This is a genomic window from Streptomyces sp. Je 1-4 4N24, assembly GCF_026239515.1.
GTDB lineage: Bacteria > Actinomycetota > Actinomycetes > Streptomycetales > Streptomycetaceae > Streptomyces > Streptomyces nigrescens.
On the sequence record NZ_CP110836.1, the window covers coordinates 3,795,623 to 3,812,907 of the forward strand.

General features: G+C 71.6%; 16 protein-coding genes. 3 read left to right on the forward strand and 13 right to left on the reverse strand.

Going from position 1 to position 17,285, the window contains the following annotated elements; translation table 11 throughout:
- Positions 1-90 precede the first annotated feature (90 nt).
- The 7 genes from SLV14N_RS16245 to SLV14N_RS16275 all read right to left on the reverse strand — a co-directional run bounded on the left by SLV14N_RS16245 (position 91) and on the right by SLV14N_RS16275 (position 7,163).
- Positions 91-1,740, reverse strand: coding sequence for a DoxX family protein (locus SLV14N_RS16245; RefSeq protein ID WP_259670336.1), 1,650 nt, complete (start codon positions 1,738-1,740; stop codon positions 91-93).
- 155 nt (positions 1,741-1,895) lie between these two features.
- Positions 1,896-2,852: a 23S rRNA (guanosine(2251)-2'-O)-methyltransferase RlmB gene (gene rlmB / locus SLV14N_RS16250; RefSeq protein WP_208681557.1), complete on the reverse strand. Its 957-nt coding sequence runs from the start codon at positions 2,850-2,852 to the stop codon at positions 1,896-1,898.
- 128 nt (positions 2,853-2,980) lie between these two features.
- Entirely contained in the window at positions 2,981-4,375 is a 1,395-nt protein-coding gene (gene cysS / locus SLV14N_RS16255; RefSeq protein ID WP_263269830.1) for a cysteine--tRNA ligase, read from the reverse strand.
- A 123-nt stretch (positions 4,376-4,498) separates the two neighbouring features.
- Positions 4,499-4,903 (reverse strand): PPOX class F420-dependent oxidoreductase, encoded by a 405-nt coding sequence (locus SLV14N_RS16260; protein ID WP_208681561.1) that lies wholly within the window; start codon positions 4,901-4,903, stop codon positions 4,499-4,501.
- 141 nt (positions 4,904-5,044) lie between these two features.
- The gene (gene ispF, locus SLV14N_RS16265) at positions 5,045-5,557 is read right to left on the reverse strand and encodes a 2-C-methyl-D-erythritol 2,4-cyclodiphosphate synthase (RefSeq protein WP_018089765.1); all 513 of its coding nucleotides are present in this window, start codon (positions 5,555-5,557) and stop codon (positions 5,045-5,047) included.
- Positions 5,550-6,296 (reverse strand): 2-C-methyl-D-erythritol 4-phosphate cytidylyltransferase, encoded by a 747-nt coding sequence (gene ispD, locus SLV14N_RS16270; protein WP_018089766.1) that lies wholly within the window; start codon positions 6,294-6,296, stop codon positions 5,550-5,552. The genes ispF and ispD overlap by 8 nt, the downstream gene beginning before the upstream one ends.
- Positions 6,297-6,680: 384 nt before the next feature.
- The gene (locus SLV14N_RS16275; RefSeq protein WP_003953493.1) at positions 6,681-7,163 is read right to left on the reverse strand and encodes a CarD family transcriptional regulator; all 483 of its coding nucleotides are present in this window, start codon (positions 7,161-7,163) and stop codon (positions 6,681-6,683) included.
- A 745-nt stretch (positions 7,164-7,908) separates the two neighbouring features.
- Here SLV14N_RS16275 and SLV14N_RS16280 point away from each other — a divergent pair.
- Positions 7,909-8,556, forward strand: a complete 648-nt coding sequence (locus SLV14N_RS16280) for a DUF461 domain-containing protein (RefSeq protein ID WP_208681563.1) — start codon at positions 7,909-7,911, stop codon at positions 8,554-8,556.
- A gap of 146 nt (positions 8,557-8,702) precedes the next feature.
- On the opposite strand, the gene SLV14N_RS16285 is transcribed toward SLV14N_RS16280, so the two are convergent.
- Positions 8,703-9,383, reverse strand: a complete 681-nt coding sequence (locus tag SLV14N_RS16285; protein WP_033266349.1) for a response regulator transcription factor — start codon at positions 9,381-9,383, stop codon at positions 8,703-8,705.
- Positions 9,380-10,648 carry a cell wall metabolism sensor histidine kinase WalK gene (locus SLV14N_RS16290; RefSeq protein ID WP_127152499.1) on the reverse strand — a complete coding sequence of 423 codons (1,269 nt, stop codon included), beginning with the start codon at positions 10,646-10,648 and terminating at the stop codon, positions 9,380-9,382. The genes SLV14N_RS16285 and SLV14N_RS16290 overlap by 4 nt, the downstream gene beginning before the upstream one ends.
- Positions 10,649-11,186: 538 nt before the next feature.
- On the opposite strand from SLV14N_RS16290, the gene phoU reads away from it, so the two are divergent.
- On the forward strand, positions 11,187-11,864 hold the full coding sequence (phoU, locus tag SLV14N_RS16295; protein WP_208681565.1) for a phosphate signaling complex protein PhoU: 678 nt from the start codon (positions 11,187-11,189) through the stop codon (positions 11,862-11,864).
- 406 nt (positions 11,865-12,270) lie between these two features.
- Here phoU and SLV14N_RS16300 read toward each other — a convergent pair whose 3' ends face one another.
- Both SLV14N_RS16300 and SLV14N_RS16305 read right to left on the reverse strand, forming a co-directional pair.
- Positions 12,271-12,519, reverse strand: coding sequence for an SCO4226 family nickel-binding protein (locus SLV14N_RS16300; RefSeq protein ID WP_263269834.1), 249 nt, complete (start codon positions 12,517-12,519; stop codon positions 12,271-12,273).
- 174 nt (positions 12,520-12,693) lie between these two features.
- Positions 12,694-13,455, reverse strand: coding sequence for a phosphoglyceromutase (locus SLV14N_RS16305; protein WP_127152497.1), 762 nt, complete (start codon positions 13,453-13,455; stop codon positions 12,694-12,696).
- Between the two features lie 277 nt (positions 13,456-13,732).
- On the opposite strand from SLV14N_RS16305, the gene SLV14N_RS16310 reads away from it, so the two are divergent.
- Complete coding sequence (locus tag SLV14N_RS16310; RefSeq protein ID WP_263269836.1) at positions 13,733-15,091, forward strand: MFS transporter; 1,359 nt, start codon at positions 13,733-13,735, stop codon at positions 15,089-15,091.
- A 110-nt stretch (positions 15,092-15,201) separates the two neighbouring features.
- Here SLV14N_RS16310 and SLV14N_RS16315 read toward each other — a convergent pair whose 3' ends face one another.
- The gene (locus SLV14N_RS16315; RefSeq protein WP_259670341.1) at positions 15,202-15,765 is read right to left on the reverse strand and encodes a YbjN domain-containing protein; all 564 of its coding nucleotides are present in this window, start codon (positions 15,763-15,765) and stop codon (positions 15,202-15,204) included.
- A complete protein-coding gene (gene mshA, locus SLV14N_RS16320; protein WP_263269837.1) occupies positions 15,758-17,128 on the reverse strand; it encodes a D-inositol-3-phosphate glycosyltransferase in 1,371 nt (456 codons plus the stop codon). The genes SLV14N_RS16315 and mshA overlap by 8 nt, the downstream gene beginning before the upstream one ends.
- Positions 17,129-17,285: the final 157 nt, after the last annotated feature.

The following is a 17,285-nucleotide window of genomic DNA, read 5'->3' on the forward strand; positions in this document are numbered from 1 at the left end:
TCCCCGACCGCTCCTCCCTCCCCGTGACGGCCGGTGCAGAAGAGCCGTACGGAGAGATCGGGGCGATCGGGGACGGTGTGGGGCGGCGGATCAGCCGAGGAGGCCGCCCAGGGCGTCGCGGCCGGAGTCGCCTCCGGAGCCGCCACTGCCGGTGCCGGTGCTGCCGGTGCCGGTGGTGCCGCCGCCCGTGCCGCCCGCCGAGGGCGGTACCCGGCTCGGTACCGGGGCCCGTCGGGTGGGCACGGTCTGCTGCGGGGCGCTGGTGGTCGCGCCTGGCTGCTGCGAGAGGCCGCTGCCGCTGCCCGTCGACCGTCCGGTGCCGGGGGCAGAGGCGGACGGCGTGCCCGGCTTGCGGGCCTTGTGCGAGGCGCCCGCGGTGGGCTTTCCGGAGCGCGGTGCGGAGCTGCCGGTGTGCCGGTGGCCGGGCCGGGTGGCGCGCTTGCCGGGGCGGGGCAGCGGGGAACCGGGCAGGTTGTTGATCGCGGGCTCACCGGGCCGCGGCACGGTCGCGACCGTCGCGGACCGTACGGCGCCGCCGAGCAGCGAGCCGATGAGCAGGGTCAGCCCGGCCACCACCGCGGTCATCACGGCGCCGCGGCGCAGCACCCGGCGCCGCAGATCGGCCACCTCGACGCGGGGGCCGAGGCGCCGCCAGGCCTCACCGGCCAGCCGCCCGTCCACGGAGTAGACCGGGGCGCCCGCGATGATCAGCGGGCTCCAGGCGGCGAGGTAGATGATGTCCGGGGCGTCGTAGGCGGGGACCGTGCGCCAGGTGACGGTCATCAGCAGCGCCGCGGACAGCAGCGCGCCGATCGACGCGGCGACCCGCTGCCACAGACCGCAGATGGTCAGGACGCCGACGACGACCTGCAGGAAGGCGACGGTCAGACCGGCGCCGACCGGGTGCGAGACGGCGAAGTCGCGCAGCGGCACCGCCAGCGCCCAGGGGTCGAGCGACAGCAGCCACTTGACCATCGAGCCCCGCTCACCGCCGTCGAAGTAGACGGGGTCGCAGAGCTTGCCCATACCGGCGTAGACGGAGATCAGACCGAGGAAGATGCGCAGCGGCAGCAGGACGACGCCGAGGTTCATCCGGCGGCCGGGGTAGTACGCGTGCCGCACGGTGTCGGCGCCCCGCCGCCTGCCGCCGGGGTCGTAGTGGTCCCGTGCCTCGAACCGGTCGTCGTCGTAGCCGTCGTCGAGCGGGCCGCGGCTGCCGTACGAGGTGTTCCGGTAGGGGGTGTCGCGGTAGGTGTCGTCGTAGGCGCTGCCCACGGGGCGGACGCCGCGCAGCAGCTTGGTGTCGGAGTCGGCGGGGCCGCGCTGGCCGATCACGGTCTGGGCGGGGGGCGCGTCGCCGAGGCGGACCCGGGGCAGGACCTGGGTCGTGCCGACGTCCTCGCCCTGGCCGCCGTCGAGGCCGATGCCCGAGTCGCGCACCGCGTGCAGGAGTTGGGTGGTGGCGCCGGCCGTGCCGCCCGGTGCGGTGCGGCCGCTCCACACCACGGGCGCCCGGCGTCTGGCACCGGCTGCCGAGCCCCGGATGACGGGGATGCGCGCGGTGTCGGCCAGGGCGTTGCCCGCCGTGGGCGCGGCGAGCTGTACGCGGAAACTGGCGTGGTTGACGATGACCTGCGCGGGATCGCACGGCACCTTGACCGAGCTCAGGCCCGGCTCGTCATCGAAGCCCGGCGAGCGTCCCCCCGTAGGCGTGCGGGGTGTTCTGGTGTCCACGCTCATCTAACCGAGTGACTCGCGTATAAGACACTGCCTTGACCGGGTCGATCTGTCCGAGACCCGTCAAAAGATCACAGGATCCGGCGAAGGCGTACGGAGGGTCAGGCCTTGCCCCGGGGTGGCACGGAAGGGTGCCGGCCGCCCCGGGGTATCCGGACTCAGCCGCGGCGGCGGGCCGCCTCCCACAGGACGACACCGGCCGCGACACCGGCGTTCAGCGACTCCGCGCCGCCCGGCATCGGGATGCGCGCCCGGACGTCACAGGTCTCGCCGACCAGCCGCGACAGGCCCTTGCCCTCGCTGCCGACGACGATGACGACCGGGCCGTCCAGCGCCGCGACGTCCTGGAGCTCCAGCTCGCCGTCCGCGGCCAGACCGACGACCGTGAGGCCGGCCTTCTGGTACGACTCCAGGGTCCGGGTCAGGTTGGTGGCGCGGGCGACCGGCGTACGGGCCGCGGTGCCCGCCGAGGTCTTCCACGCACCGGCCGTCATCCCGGCCGCCCGGCGCTCCGGCACGACCACACCGTGACCGCCGAAGGCACACACGGAGCGGACCACGGCGCCGAGGTTGCGCGGGTCGGTGACGCCGTCGAGCGCGACGATCAGCGGGTCGTCACCCTCGTCGAAGGCGGCCGCGGCCAGGTCCTCGGGGTGCGCGTAGTCGTACGGCGGGACCTGCAGGACCAGGCCCTGGTGGTTGAGGCCGTTGGTCATCCGGTCCAGCTCGGGGCGCGGCGCCTCCATCAGATTGATGTCGCCGCGCTCCGAGGCGAGCTGCAGTGCGTCGCGCACCCGCTCGTCGGTGTCGATGAACTGCTGGACGTAGAGCGTCGTGGCGGGCACGCCGTCGCGCAGCGCCTCGAAGACCGGGTTACGGCCGACGACCAGCTCCGCGGTGCCCTTGGCACCGCCGCGCCGCGGGGCCGGACGGCGCACCGCGGCCTGCTTCGCCTTGGCGTTGGCGACGCGGTTCTTGACGTGTCCCTTGCGCGCGGAGGCGGGCGGGGTCGGGCCCTTGCCCTCCAGGCCCCGGCGCCGCTTGCCGCCGCTGCCGACCTGCGCGCCCTTCTTGTTGGACGTGCGGCGGTTCCTGCGCTGGCTGTTGCCGGCCATGGGTCACCTGTTTCTTCACTGCTCTCGACGTCTCGCGACGTGGAGTGGGTACGTACGTATGGATTGAGTGTCGCCCGCGGCCACCGGGAAGGGCGAATCCTGGTGGCCGGCGACGGGCGGGACGGGGGTCAGGACAGCGACCAGCGCGGGCCCGAGGGGGTGTCCTCGATGGCGAGTCCGGACTGCTGGAGCTGGTCGCGGATGGCGTCGGCGGTGGCGTAGTCCTTGCGGGAGCGGGCGGCCTGGCGCTGTTCGAGGACCAGGCGGACCAGGGAGTCGACCACGCCGTGGAGGTCCTCGCCGCGGTCCGTGCCGCCGCCGGACCAGCGCTCGTCGAGCGGGTCCAGGCCGAGCACGCCGAGCATGGCGCGCAGCTCGGCCAGCCGGGCCACCGCCGACTCCTTGTCGTCGGCGGTCAGCGCGGAGTTGCCCTGGCGGACGGTGGTGTGCACGATCGCCATCGCCTGCGGGACGCCCAGATCGTCGTCCATCGCCTCGGCGAAGGCCAGCGGCACCTCGTCCGCCGGCGCGACGACCCCGGCCTTCTCGACGACCCGCTGGACGAAGCCCTCGATCCGCGCGAACGCGGACTCGGCCTCCCGCAGCGCTTCCTCGCTGTACTCGATCATCGAGCGGTAGTGCGGGGTGCCCAGGTAGTAGCGCAGCACGATCGGGCGCCAGCGCTTGACCATCTCCGAGACGAGCACGGAGTTGCCCAGCGACTTGGACATCTTCTCGCCGCTCATGGTCACCCAGGCGTTGTGCGACCAGTACCGGGCGAAGTCGTCGCCGTACGCCTTGGCCTGCGCGATCTCGTTCTCGTGGTGCGGGAAGACGAGGTCGACGCCGCCGCCGTGGATGTCGAAGACCTCGCCCAGGTACTTGTGGGCCATCGCCGAGCACTCCAGGTGCCAGCCGGGCCGGCCGCGGCCCCAGGGGGTGTCCCAGCTGGGCTCGCCCTCCCTGGCCGCCTTCCACATCGCGAAGTCGCGCGGGTCCCGCTTACCGGTCTCGCCCTCACCGGACGGCTGGCGAAGGTTGTCCAACTCCTGGTTGGACAGCTGGAGATACCCCGGGAAGGACTGCACATCGAAGTAGACGTTGCCGTCGGCGGCGTAGGCGTGGCCACGCTCGATCAGGCCGCGCATCATCTCGATCATCTCGGGGATGTGGCCGGTGGCGCGCGGCTCGTAGGTGGGACGCAGGCAGCCGAGGGCGTCGTAGGCCGTGTTGAAGGCGACCTCGTTCTCGTAGCCGATCGACCACCAGGGGCGGCCCTGCTCGTCCGCCTTCTTGATGATCTTGTCGTCGATGTCCGTGACATTGCGCACGAACGTCACGTCGTAGCCGCGGTACTCGAACCAGCGGCGCATGATGTCGAAGTTCAGTCCCGACCTGATGTGCCCGATGTGCGGGGCGGCCTGCACGGTCGCGCCACACAGGTAGATCGAGACACAGCCCGGCACGAGCGGGGTGAAATCGCGAATCTGCCGGGCGCTGGTGTCGTACAGGCGAATCGTCACGGAACCAGGGTAGTCGGAACGAGGCAGTGCCCCGCGACCCATTGGGCCATAGGGAATCCGATCCGCCACAACCATCCGATTCGCCGGAATTGCCGCCCACCCCGGGACAGTCCCGGGGCCTGGTCAGATGCTGCCCACCACCTTGCGCGGGGTGATCCGGACCACGACGCGCTCGGCGTCGTCGGCCGCCGCCGGGTTGAACTCCGCGTACGGCTTGCCGGTGTACTTCCGCGCCAGCTCGTCGATCAGCTCCTGCCCGCCCTCGGTGCTGAGCGAGGCGTGGCCGCGGACCTCGGCGTACGTATACGGGGCGTCGAAGGGCTGGACGACGACCGAGACCCGTGCGTCGCGGCGGAGGTTCCGCTCCTTGCGTCGGCCGACGGTCGTCGAGATCAGCAGATCGTCGCCGTCCCGCTTCACCCAGACCGGGGAGGCCTGGGGACTGCCGTCGGGCTGGACGGTCGTCACGGTCACGAAGACCGGGGTGTCCAGGAGCTGCTTGAGGTCGTCGGACAGGGTGGCGGTCACAAGGGGTCCTTCCTGCGGGCCGTTCCGAGGAACACGAGTACTCCGATGCTCCCCCCAACACCCGTGCGGCGCCCGGCATTCCCACGCCATACGGGGGAATGCCGTGCGCCGCGTCCGTCGCTCCGGGCCCTGCGGGACCGGTCAGGCCGTACGGAAGACGATCGCCGTGGCGACCGCGGCCAGGCCCTCGGCGCGGCCGGTCAGACCCAGCCCGTCCGAGGTCGTGCCGGAGACCGAGACCGGCGCCCCGACGGCCGCCGACAGCGCCTTCTGGGCCTCGTCCCGTCGCTTGCCGACCTTCGGGCGGACGCCGATGACCTGCACCGCGACATTGCCGATGGTGAAGCCCTCGGCCCGTACGATCCGCGCGGCCTCGGCCAGCAGCGTCACACCGGAGGCGCCGGACCATTCGGGACGGCTGGTACCGAAGTGCGCGCCCAGGTCGCCGACACCGGCCGCCGAGAACAGCGCGTCGCAGGCGGCATGGGCTGCCACATCGCCGTCGCTGTGGCCGGCCAGGCCGTAGCCGTCGCTCTCCGCGGCGTCCCAGAGCAGCCCGGCGCACCACAGCTCGCGGCCCTGCTCGAAGGCGTGCACATCCGTGCCGATGCCGACGAGCGGGAGAAGGGGGGCGGCCGGTGCCGGCTCAGACATAGCCATCGGTGGCCCTCCTGCGGGCGAGTACGGCCTCGGCCAGGACCAGGTCCAGCGGCCGGGTCACCTTGAACGCCTCCTCGTGGCCGGGGACGACCACGACCGGCGAACCGAGCCGCTCGACCAGCCCGGCGTCGTCGGTGGCGCCCTCGCCCTCGACGACGGTGTCATGCGCCTTGCGCAGGGTCGCCAGGTCGAAGCCCTGCGGGGTCTGTACGGCGCGCAGCAGCGCCCGCTCCGGGGTGCCGACCACCGGCTCGGGGGAACCCTGCGGCTGCGGGTCGACCTGCTTGACGGTGTCGGCGAGCGGCAGCGCCGGGACGACGGCGGGCGCACCGGCGCGTACGGCGGCGACCACCGCGTCGACCGTGTCGACCGGGACCAGGGGCCGCGCGGCGTCATGCACCAGCACGACGTCGATGGTGTCCGGGAGCGCCGCCAGACCGAGCTGTACGGACTCCTGGCGGGTCTCACCGCCGGGGACGACCTCGAGCTCGGTGCGTTCGGCGAGCGGATGCTCGTGGAGGAGGCGGCTGACCTCGGCGGCGCCGTCGGGCGGGGCGACCACCACGATGAGGGAGACGGCACGTGACGCGGCCATCGCGCGGACGGCGTGGACCAGCATGGGAGTGCCGCCCAGGGTGCGCAGTGCCTTGGGGGTGCCGGGACCGAGCCGGACACCACGGCCGGCGGCGGGAATCACCGCGGCGGTGCGGACCGGGCGGGAGGGATCTGACATCGATGGCTCCGGAGTCCGGGGCGAGCCCGGAATTGACGCAGACAGGTTTGTTTCCTCGGGCGAGGTGGGTATGGCCTGGGCGTGCCCCCTACGGGGGGAGTGCCGGGCGCGACGCCTTGACCGGACCCTTCCGTGACAGCGGTCGAGGCTGCTGCCCGGGCCCGGCACGTCACAGGGGGGCGGTGGTTCTCGCCGAGACCAGCTGGTCGCCCCCCGTAGATCCGTCGCAGCACCCGCAGATATGCCGCAGCGCCCGGCAACAGACCGCTCCCCTTCGGGAGTCGATCGTCACTCGGGCACCGCGGCATTGCTACGTCGTCGCTGCGTTGGATCTCTATGCGCTGGATGTCGCCAACGCTGGACATGGCCAACGCTTGAGCGTCGTCAGGACGCGAGTACCTCGTCGAGCAGGGCCTCGGCCTTGTCCTCGTTGGTGTTCTCCGCGAGGGCGAGCTCGCTCACCAGAATCTGGCGCGCCTTCGCGAGCATCCGCTTCTCACCGGCGGAAAGTCCGCGCTCACGCTCACGCCGCCACAGGTCGCGCACCACTTCGGCAACCTTGATCACATCGCCGGAAGCGAGCTTCTCGAGATTTGCCTTGTAGCGACGGGACCAGTTCGTCGGCTCTTCGGCATACGGTGCACGAAGCACCTCGAAGACCCGGTCCAGCCCGTCCTGACCAACCACGTCGCGTACGCCGACGAACTCCGCATTGTCCGCTGGCACACGAACAGTCAAGTCGCCCTGGGCGACCTTCAGCACCAAGTAGGTCTTGTCCACGCCTTTGATCTGGCGAGTTTCGATGGCCTCGATCAGCGCGGCCCCGTGATGGGGATAGACCACGGTGTCGCCAACCTTGAACGTCATGTGACAGGTACCCCTTCCGTGGCTATCCATGCTAACACGGGAACGGGCCGTTCTGAATGGCGTTTTCGCAGGTCAGGGCATATCTCGGGGCTTGACAACAGTGACCGGAACGTGCTGCGAGGGGGCTCCGGAAGCGGGTATTCGCAGGTCGGAGGGGCTGCACGGGTGAGCGGAAACATGCCCGTCACACACCGGGAACTCGATGATCGACAGGCCGAACGTCCCGTTTTGCACGGATCCACACGAGCGAGTTCCGCTACTCCGTTCGGCTGCTCATGGGCCTCTCGGGACGGATTCTCGAATTGATCACGAACCGCCGGCCGAAGAGTGTGATCAATTCCGCGAGCCCTTCACATTCCCTGCGAATACTGCTTTTCCCCGGAAGGAAACCAGCCGCTCGCCACCCGAACGGCCGCGTGCCGAAAATGCATGCCCGTTCTTGATGAACGTTCTCGCACTCTGCTTCTCGGTGTCTCCGGCCGCGCGGCCGGCTTTCCCGTCCGGGACCGCCTGGCGGGGGCGGTGGAACGGTGCCCGGACGGCGGTGGCGGGCCGCTGATCGCGCTGGGGGCGGGTCGGGTGCGGCGGCGCGAGGGCGGCTCGGTAACCTAGCGGCGCTGACACACCCTTAGGGCGGCTTTACGCACCCGTCGTCATGACGCGTACGGATCGCCGCCCCAGCCGTCCATCCGCGACCGGGCACGAACGTTCGGCCGCCGTAGCTCGTCAAGGAGATGCCGCCGCCGTGAGCCGCAGCCTTCGACGCGGCGTCCTCGCCGCCACCGTCCTTTCGCTCTCGATCGCCACGCTGTCCGCGTGCGGGGCCGGGAACGACGCCCAGACGCTGGAGGTCAAGCCGGACAACGCCGCGACCTCCGTGGGCGACATCAAGATCCAGAACGCCAACGTGATCACCCAGCCCGAGGTGGACGCCAAGGGCCCGGCCGTGATCTCCGCGACGGTGTTCAACAGCGGCGCCAAGGACCAGAAGCTGACCGCGATCTCCGTCGACGGCACCGGCCAGACGGCCAAGCTCTCGCCGGCGGACCGCGGCTCCGGCCCGATCACCGTGCCCGCCGGCGGCTCCGTCGTGATCGGCGGCGCGGGCAACCCCTCGGCCGTCCTCGCCAGCGGCCGGGAGGCCGTCCAGGACGGCAATGCGCAGCCGCTGACCTTCAAGCTGAGCTCCACCGGCCAGGTGAAGATCAGCGCCTTCGTCGTCCCGGCGAAGAACTACTTCGAGGGCTACGGGCCCTCGAAGGTGCCCTCGGCCTCCGGCTCGCCGTCGCCGTCCGGTACCGGCAAGCCCTCGGAGCCGGGCAGCAAGCCCTCGGATTCGGCCTCCCCGTCCGGTACCGCCAAGCCGGCGGAGGGGGCGCACGCCGGTCACTGAGCCGGTGGCACGCGCCGTCACCACTACGCGTCAGGGGCGCCCCTCCGGATCGGAGGGGCGCCCCTGACGCGTACTGCCGCAGCCGCGCACGGCGGCGCACCGCTGCGCTGCGGCTCAGCGGTGCACGGCCTGCTGCACGGACCGGTTTACGGCTCGAACTTGTAGCCCAGACCGCGGACCGTGACGAGGTAGCGCGGGGCGCCCGGGTCGGGCTCGATCTTGGCGCGCAGCCGCTTGACGTGCACGTCCAGGGTCTTGGTGTCGCCCACGTAGTCGGCGCCCCAGACCCGGTCGATGAGCTGCATACGGGTCAGCACCCGGCCGGCGTTGCGCAGCAGCATCTCCAGGAGGTCGAACTCCTTCAGGGGCAGATCGACCTTGCCGCCGGCGACCGTGACGACATGGCGGTCCACGTCCATCCGGACCGGCCCGGCCTCCAGGGCCTGCGGGGTGACCTCCTCCGGCTCGCCGCGGCGGCGCAGCACGGCGCGGATACGGGCGACCAGTTCGCGGGAGGAGAAGGGCTTGGTGACGTAGTCGTCGGCTCCTATTTCCAGGCCGACGACCTTGTCGATCTCGCTGTCCTTGGCGGTCACCATGATGACCGGGACGTTGGAGCGGCCGCGCAGCTGGCGGCAGACCTCGGTGCCGGGCAGGCCGGGCAGCATCAGGTCCAGCAGTACGAGATCGGCGCCGTTGCGCTCGAACTCGTCCAGTCCGTCAGGGCCCGTAGCCGCGATGGCGACCTCGAAGCCCTCCTTGCGGAGCATGTACGACAGTGCATCGCTGAACGATTCCTCGTCCTCGACGACAAGCACTCGGGTCACGGAAGGACCTCCGGGGCTGGGTGAGCAGGGAGCGGATCGTTGAAGGTCTCGTACGGGCGGTCCTCGTCGTCGAGGCCCTCCGCGGAGAGGTCGGCGGGCCGTTCGCGGTCGCGTACGGACCCGGCTTCCGGGAGACGCAGGGTGAAGGTGGAGCCTTGTCCCTCGGCGCTCCACACCGTGACCTCCCCGCCGTGCGAGGCGGCCACATGCTTGACGATGGCGAGGCCGAGGCCGGTCCCGCCGGTGGCGCGCGAGCGCGCCGGGTCGACACGGTAGAACCGCTCGAAGACGCGGTCCCGGTCCTTCTCGGATATCCCGATGCCCTGGTCGGTCACCGCGATCTCGATCAGGTCGCCACCGGGCGCGGAGACATGGCGTCCGGCGATCCCGACGCGGGTGCGCGCCGGGGAGTAGTTGACGGCGTTCTCGACGAGATTGCCCAGGGCCGCCGCGAGCTGGCCGCGATTGCCCCAGACATGCAGGTCGGCGGTGCCTCCGGCGGCCATGGTGATCTGCTTCGCGCCGGCCTGCTGGCGGCAGCGGTCCACGGCTTCGGCGACCAGCTCGTCGACCCGGACCGGCTCGGCGTCCTCCAGCGGGTTGTCGTTCTGCACCCGGGAGAGGTCGATGAGCTCCTGGACGAGGTTGGTCAGTCGGGTGGCCTCGTTCTGCATCCGGCCGGCGAAGCGCTCGACGGCCTCGGGGTCGTCGCTGGCGTCCATCACGGCCTCGGAGAGCAGCGACAGGGCGCCGACCGGCGTCTTGAGCTCATGGCTGACGTTGGCCACGAAGTCGCGGCGGACCGCCTCTATGCGGCGGGCCTCCGTGAGGTCCTCGACCAGCAGCAGGACGAGCCGGGAGCCGAGCGGGGCGACTCTCGCGGAGACCGCGAGGGCATCACCGCGACCGGTGCCGCGGCGCGGGAGATCCAGCTCGACCTGGCGTATCTCGCCGTCCCTGCGGGTGTCGCGGGCCATCTGCATCATCGGCTCGACGGCGAGCTTGCCGCCGCGGACCAGCCCGAGGGCGTACGCGGCGGAGCTGGCCTTCACGACGGCGTCGGCCTCGTCGAGCACCACGGCGGAGGAGCGGAGCACCGAGAGCACGGTGTCGACCCCGGGCGGCAGCACGGCGTCCGTGTGCAGTGAGCTGCGGGTGGGCTTGGCCTGGTCGCGCTCGCTCCAGCGGAACGCCAGCATGGCGAAGACGCCGGTGCACAGCCCGGCGATCGCTGCCACTGCGGCGACGGCCGCATCCACGTTCATGACTCCAGGTTATGCGCCGGGTCGGACACTTCCCCAGCCGTGCGAGGGCCTGCTCGAACAGCCGTCGCCCAGAGTTCACCGTGGCGTCCGCGCGGGTTCACTCCGGAGGCCGGTGCGGCGCGTGCGGCCGCCGACCGGATGCCCCTAGGGAAACCGGCGCGAGCGCCCCGCCGGTCCGGGGCAGGGCCAGGTGAACCGCCCGGCCGGTCCCGGAGCGGCGATTGCGTCGCCCAGAGTTCACCTTCACGTCGGCACCGGTTCACCCCCGGTGGCACCGCAGGTCGCGCGGTGCCCGCAGGGTGAGAGTGCGGGGGCCGGACCGGTTCCGCACCGGCGCACGGCCGGACACTCTGAGCGACCGCGGGCGTAAGCCCCTCCGGAGCACGGCACCGCGGAGTACCGGCTCCGCGGAGCACCTCGCCGGGGTACGGACCGCACGGGCACCGGGCCGTGAGAGCGTGGGCACAGGTCACCCTGCACCCCGTTCCACCTCCCCCACCCACGCCACACCACCACATCGAAGCGAGAGAAGGTCAAGATGCGGGACGCGTACCACGAGGAGCTGGATTCGATCGGCGAGGGCCTGGTCGAGATGGCCCGGCTCGTCGGCTCCGCGATCGGGCGCGCCACCACGGCGATACTCGACGCGGACCTCAAGCTGGCCGAGAACGTCATCGCCGCCGACGAGAAGGTCGACGACCTCCAGCGCGACCTGGAGGCCCGGGCGATCGCCCTGCTGGCGCGGCAGCAGCCGGTCGCCACCGACCTGCGGATCGTCGTCACCTCGCTGCGGATGAGCGCCGACCTGGAGCGCTCCGGCGACCTGGCACAGCACGTGGCCAAGCTGGCCCGGCTGCGCTTCCCGGAGACGGCCGTTCCGCGGGACCTGCACGCCACCATCCTGGAGATGGGGCAGCTGGCGCAGCGCCTGATGGCCAAGGCCGCCGAGGTCATCATCACCAAGGACGTCGACCTCGCGCTGCAGCTGGAGCAGGACGACGACGCGATGGACACCATGCACCGCACGCTCTTCCAGCACCTGATGGACGACCGCTGGAAGCACGGCATCGAGACGGCCGTGGATGTGACCCTGCTGGGCCGCTACTACGAGCGCTTCGCGGACCACGCGGTCTCCGTCGCCAAGCGGGTCGTCTACCTGGTGACCGGTGAGCACGCCGACGAGATCGCCCCGCCGACGGCGGTCGAGGGCGCATAGCGACAACGGCGGGCGGAGGGAGTGAGTCCGCCCCATGAGCCACCGTGCGCCGTTGACGTGTGCTTCCACGCGCCGTTGACGCGCCTCGTCACCCGGGCTTGCAATGGGCAGCAGGTGACCCCTAGGAGGCAATGCATGGCACCCATGGCGGACTCCCCGAACACCGCGGCTCACGACGCCCCGACGGCTGTCGAGCGCCCGCGGCTCCCCCTGCTCGGCGCCTGTGGCTGCGGCTCCGGCTGCAGCTGCGGCTGCCAGTCGGGCGGACCGTGCCAGTGCGGCGGCGGCTGCTAGCGACCTCAACGGCACAGCGCCACGGCGGCCCCGACCGGACGATCTTCCGGTCGGGGCCGCCGCCGTGTTCCTGAGCTGCGGGTCTCCCCTCAGGGGCCGCCGCCGGGCCGGGTCACACGCTGAGCGACAGCGGATGGATCTCGTCCGCCTTGTGGCCGGCGCGCTCGTGGATGCGCTGCACCGCCCCCGCCGACGGCGCATCCGACAGACAGAACACATCACCGGACTCGGTGTCGGCCCAGGCGTGCTCGAAGGTCACGCCTTCCTCGCTCTGAATGGCGAGGTCGGCCCGGTGTGCCTCGTTGAGCTGGTCGGCCGTGAGGCCCTTCATACCGTGATGGATGTCCATGAACTTGGGCATCGGGCTCATCCTCCAGGTTGCAGACGACAGCCCCCCTTCTTCCATGCTGCATCCGCCTGCCGGGGCCGCACGCGGGGCCGGCCGGCACGGGAAAGGCCCGGAACAAGGCCCGGAAACGCAGACAAGCCCCCTGCCCGCGGGAACTCCGCGGGCAGGGGGCTTGGTCCGGGCCGGTTACTTCTTCTTGCCCTGGTTCTTCACGGCCTCGATGGCGGCCTTGGCGGCCTCCGGGTCGAGGTAGGTGCCGCCGGGCTTGACCGGACGGAAGTCGGCGTCCAGCTCGTAGGCGAGCGGGATGCCGGTGGGGATGTTCAGGCCGGCGATGTCCTCGTCGGAGATGCCGTCCAGGTGCTTGACCAGGGCGCGCAGGCTGTTGCCGTGCGCGGCGACCAGGACCGTCTTCCCGGAGCGGAGGTCCGGGACGATGCCGTCGAACCAGTACGGGAGCATGCGGACGACGACGTCCTTGAGGCACTCCGTCTGCGGGCGCAGCTCCGGCGGGAGGCCGGCGTAGCGCGGGTCGGAGAACTGGGAGTACTCGGCGTCACGGTCGAGCGCGGGCGGCGGGGTGTCGTACGAGCGGCGCCAGAGCATGAACTGCTCCTCGCCGAACTCGGCCAGGGTCTGCGCCTTGTCCTTGCCCTGCAGCGCACCGTAGTGGCGCTCGTTCAGCCGCCAGCTGCGGTGGACCGGGATCCAGTGCCGGTCGGCGGACTCCAGGGCCAGCTGCGCGGTGCGGATGGCGCGCTTCTGGAGGGAGGTGTGCACTACGTCGGGGAGCAGGCCGGCGTCCTTGAGCAGCTCTCCGCCGCGGACTGCCTCCTTCTCGCCCTTCTCGTTGAGATTGACGTCCACCCAGCCGGTGAACAGGTTCTTCGCGTTCCACTCGCTCTCGCCGTGGCGGAGGAGGATCAGCTTGTACGGTGCGTCGGCCATGGCGTCGAGCGTAATCGACATCCGGAATCGGCCCTGCGCCGGTCCAGGACGTGGGCTTCCCGACGGCGTTTGACGCTTCCCGTCAATTGAGTGGCGACCGGAGCCGGTCCCTCAGTAGGGTGCGACAGTCGCTCGCGCCACTTACACACGCACCTCCTCCGCGCCCCGTCGCCCACCCTTCCGGCGCCCGGCGCGGCCGTATCCGCCCGACTCCCCGCCCGCCTCCCTGACTGCCTGCCTGCCACGCACTGCCTGACCACTCCTCGGGGGAAATGTCATGTCCGCATCCACATCCGGCCCCACCAGGCGGGCCGGCCTCCGGCAAGCCGTCGTGGAGAGCGTCTCCGGCCTCCCCCGGCAGTTCTGGTGGCTGTGGACCAGCACCCTGATCAACCGGCTGGGCGCCTTCGTCGCGACCTTCCTCGCCCTCTATCTGACCGTCGAGCGCGGCTATTCGGCCTCCTACGCGGGCCTGGTGGCCGCGCTCTACGGTCTGGGCGGAGTGATCTCGTCCGTGGGCGCCGGGGTCATGGCCGACCGGCTCGGCCGCCGGCCCACCATGCTGATCGCGCAGCTGTCGACGGCGGCGTCCGTGGCGCTGCTCGGCTTCATGACGGACCCGGTCGCCATCGCGGCGGTGGCGGGCCTGGTCGGCCTGGCGACCAACGCCTCCCGCCCCGCCGTCCAGGCGATGATGGCGGACATCGTCGCCCCCCAGGACCGCGTCCGCGCCTTCTCCCTCAACTACTGGGCCATCAACCTCGGCTTCGCCATCTCCTCCACCGCCGCCGGACTCATCGCCGAGCACGGCTACTTGACCCTCTTCCTGGGCGAGGCCGCGCTCGTCCTGGCCTGTGCGCTGGTCGTCTTCTGGAAGCTCCCGGAATCACGCCCCGCCGCGGGCACACCGGGCGGGCCGGACGACGCCGCAGGCGGCCCGGCCCCCGCACCGGTCTCCATGCTGACCGTCCTGCGCGACGGCCGGTTCATGACCGTCGTCGGCCTCAACCTGCTGCTCGCCCTGCTCTTCCAGCAGGCCTATGTCTCGATGCCCGTGTCGATGGGTCAGGACGGCTTCTCCAGCACCGACTTCGGCATGGTCGTCGCGGTCAACGGCGTCCTCGTCGTACTGCTGCAGATCCCGGTGACGCGCTTCATCGAACACCGCAGCCCGGCCATGCTCCTCATCGGCTCCGCCCTGCTCGCCGGCTACGGCTTCGGGCTGACGGCGCTGGCCGGCTCGGTCGCCATGTACGCGGTCGCCGTCACCGTCTGGACCCTCGGCGAGATCATCAACTCCCCCACCCAGATGGGCCTGGTGGTGCGCCTGTCCCCGCTGCACGGCCGCGGCCGCTACCAGGGCATGTACGCCCTGTCCTGGTCCGTCGCCTCCCTGACGGCCCCTCTGCTCGGCGGCGTGGTGATCGACCACTACGGTGCCGACGCTCTGTGGGCCGGCTGCGCGGCCGTCGGCACGCTGGCCGCGCTGGGCTATGGACTCCTGCTCCGGGGGCTGCCGGAGCAGTCGGGCGCGGGGGCGGAGGCGGTGGCCGGGGGTCAGCCGGTCACGGCAGCGGGGCAGTCGGCCGCGGCCCCGGCCACGGCCGCGCAGGAGTCGTCCGAGCCGGTGGCGTGACAGGGGCGCCGAGGCAAGTGAGCCCCGGTGTGGTCGCAGGGTTCGCTCCGCTCCCCCGCCGGGCCCGGCCCTGACCGCACCGCTCGCCCGCCCGCCCGCCCGTCGTACGGCTAGACGGAAGGCCGCTGGGTCAGATGCGCGAAGGCGTCGAGGTTGCGGGTGGACTCACCGCGGGACACCCGCCAGGCGTACTCCTTGCGGATCGCCGTGGCGAAGCCCATCTCCAGCAGGGTGTTGAAGCTGCCGTCGGCGTTCTCCAGGACCGTGCCGAGGATGCGGTCGAGCTCGTCGGGGGTGACGGCGGCCAGCGGGAGCTTGCCCACGAGGTAGATGTCACCGAGCTTGTCGATCGCGTAACTGACGCCGTAGAGACGCGTGTTGCGTTCGAGGAGCCAGCGGTGCACGGCCTCGTGGTTCTCGTCGGGGTGGCGGACGACGAAGGCGTTGATGGAGAGGGAGTGCCTGCCGACGATGAACGAGCAGGTCGTGGAGAGCTTGCGGGTGCCGGGGAGCTTGACGACGTAGGTGCCGTCGGAGGGGGTTTCCCATTCGAGGCCGGCGTCCTTCAGCGTCTGCTCGATCACGGTCTGCGCGGTCGCACCGGCGGCCACGGCAGTCCCGGCCGTCCCCTTGCCCGTCTCGCTCACACCGTGCTCCTCGCCCGTGTCACCCATGGAGCGATCGTAGGTGACGGCGGTGCTCCTGCATGGCGGCGGTGTAGACGTCGCCGGTCGCCGCGGCGGCGGTGTCCCAGCCGAAGGACTGGGCGTGGCGGGCGGCGTCGGTGCCCATCCGGGCGGGCAGCGCCGGGTCCGCGACGAAGCGGGCGAGTGCGCGGGCGTAGTCGGCCGGGTCATGGCCGGCGACGAGGAAACCGCTGACGCCGTCGCGCACCGCCACCGGCAGACCGCCGACCGCGGCCGCGACGACCGGGGTGCCACAGGCCTGGGCCTCGATGGCGACCAGTCCGAAGGATTCGCTGTACGAGGGCATGACCAGCACGGATGCGGCGCGGTACCAGTCGGCGAGCTGTTCCTGGCCGACCGGCGGGCGGAACTGCACCAGATCCGCGATACCGAGCCGGGCGGCCAGCTTCTGCAGGCCCTCAGGCTTGGCCAGCCCGCTGCCGCTGGGTCCGCCGACCACGGGCACCACCAGCCGGGAGCGCAGCGAGGGATCCTCGGCCAGCAGGGCGGCGGCCGCACGCAGCAGGATGTCGGGCGCCTTGAGCGGCTGTATGCGGCCGGCGAAGAGCGGAATGACCGCGTCCTGCGGCAGGCCGAGGCGGGCGCGGGCGGCGGCCCGGCTCTCGGCGACCTCGCCGCCGGTGGGGCGGAAGCGGTCGAGGTTGACGCCGGGGTGCACCACTGCGACCTTGCCGCGCTCGGCCTCGTAATGCCGTACGAGCTCGTCCGCCTCCTCGGCGGTGTTGGCTATCAGCCGGTCCGCGGCCCGGACGATCTGGGTCTCGCCGATCACCCTGGCGGCCGGCTCGGGGGTGTCCCCCACGGCCAGCGCGGCGTTCTTGACCTTCGCCATGGTGTGCATGGCGTGCACCAGCGGGACGCCCCAGCGCTCGCCGGCCAGCCAGCCGACATGGCCGGAGAGCCAGTAGTGGGAGTGCACCAGGTCGTAGTAGCCGGGGCGGTGGCCGGCCCAGGTCTGCATCACGCCGTGGGTGAAGGCACACAGCTGGGCGGGCAGCTCCTCCTTCGCCAGGCCCTCGTACGGACCGGCGTCCACATGCCGTACGAGAACGCCGGGGGCGAGCTCCACGGCGGGCGGGAGGGTGCCGGTGGTGGCGCGGGTGAAGATCTCCACCTCGATGTTGATCGAGGCGAGCTTTTTGGCCAGCTCGACGATGTAGACGTTCATGCCCCCCGCGTCGCCGGTGCCGGGCTGGTGCAGCGGGGAGGTGTGGACGCTGAGCATCGCCACCCGGCGCGGGCGGCGCGCGCTGCCGGGCAGCCGCAGCCGGGCCTGGCCCGGGAACTGGCCATGGGAACGACTGCGGAGCCGGGACACGTATTGGCTCACGTCGAACTACCTCCTAGGCGGGGCGGGCGGCGCGCCTCCGACCCCGTCCAACAACAGACCCCGGCGATCCATTTCCGTCCGGCACGCGCTCCGCGTACTTTGCCAAAGCGTGACCAAGCGGGGCCCGGCGGGACCTCTGGGACGGCGCACCCGCCGC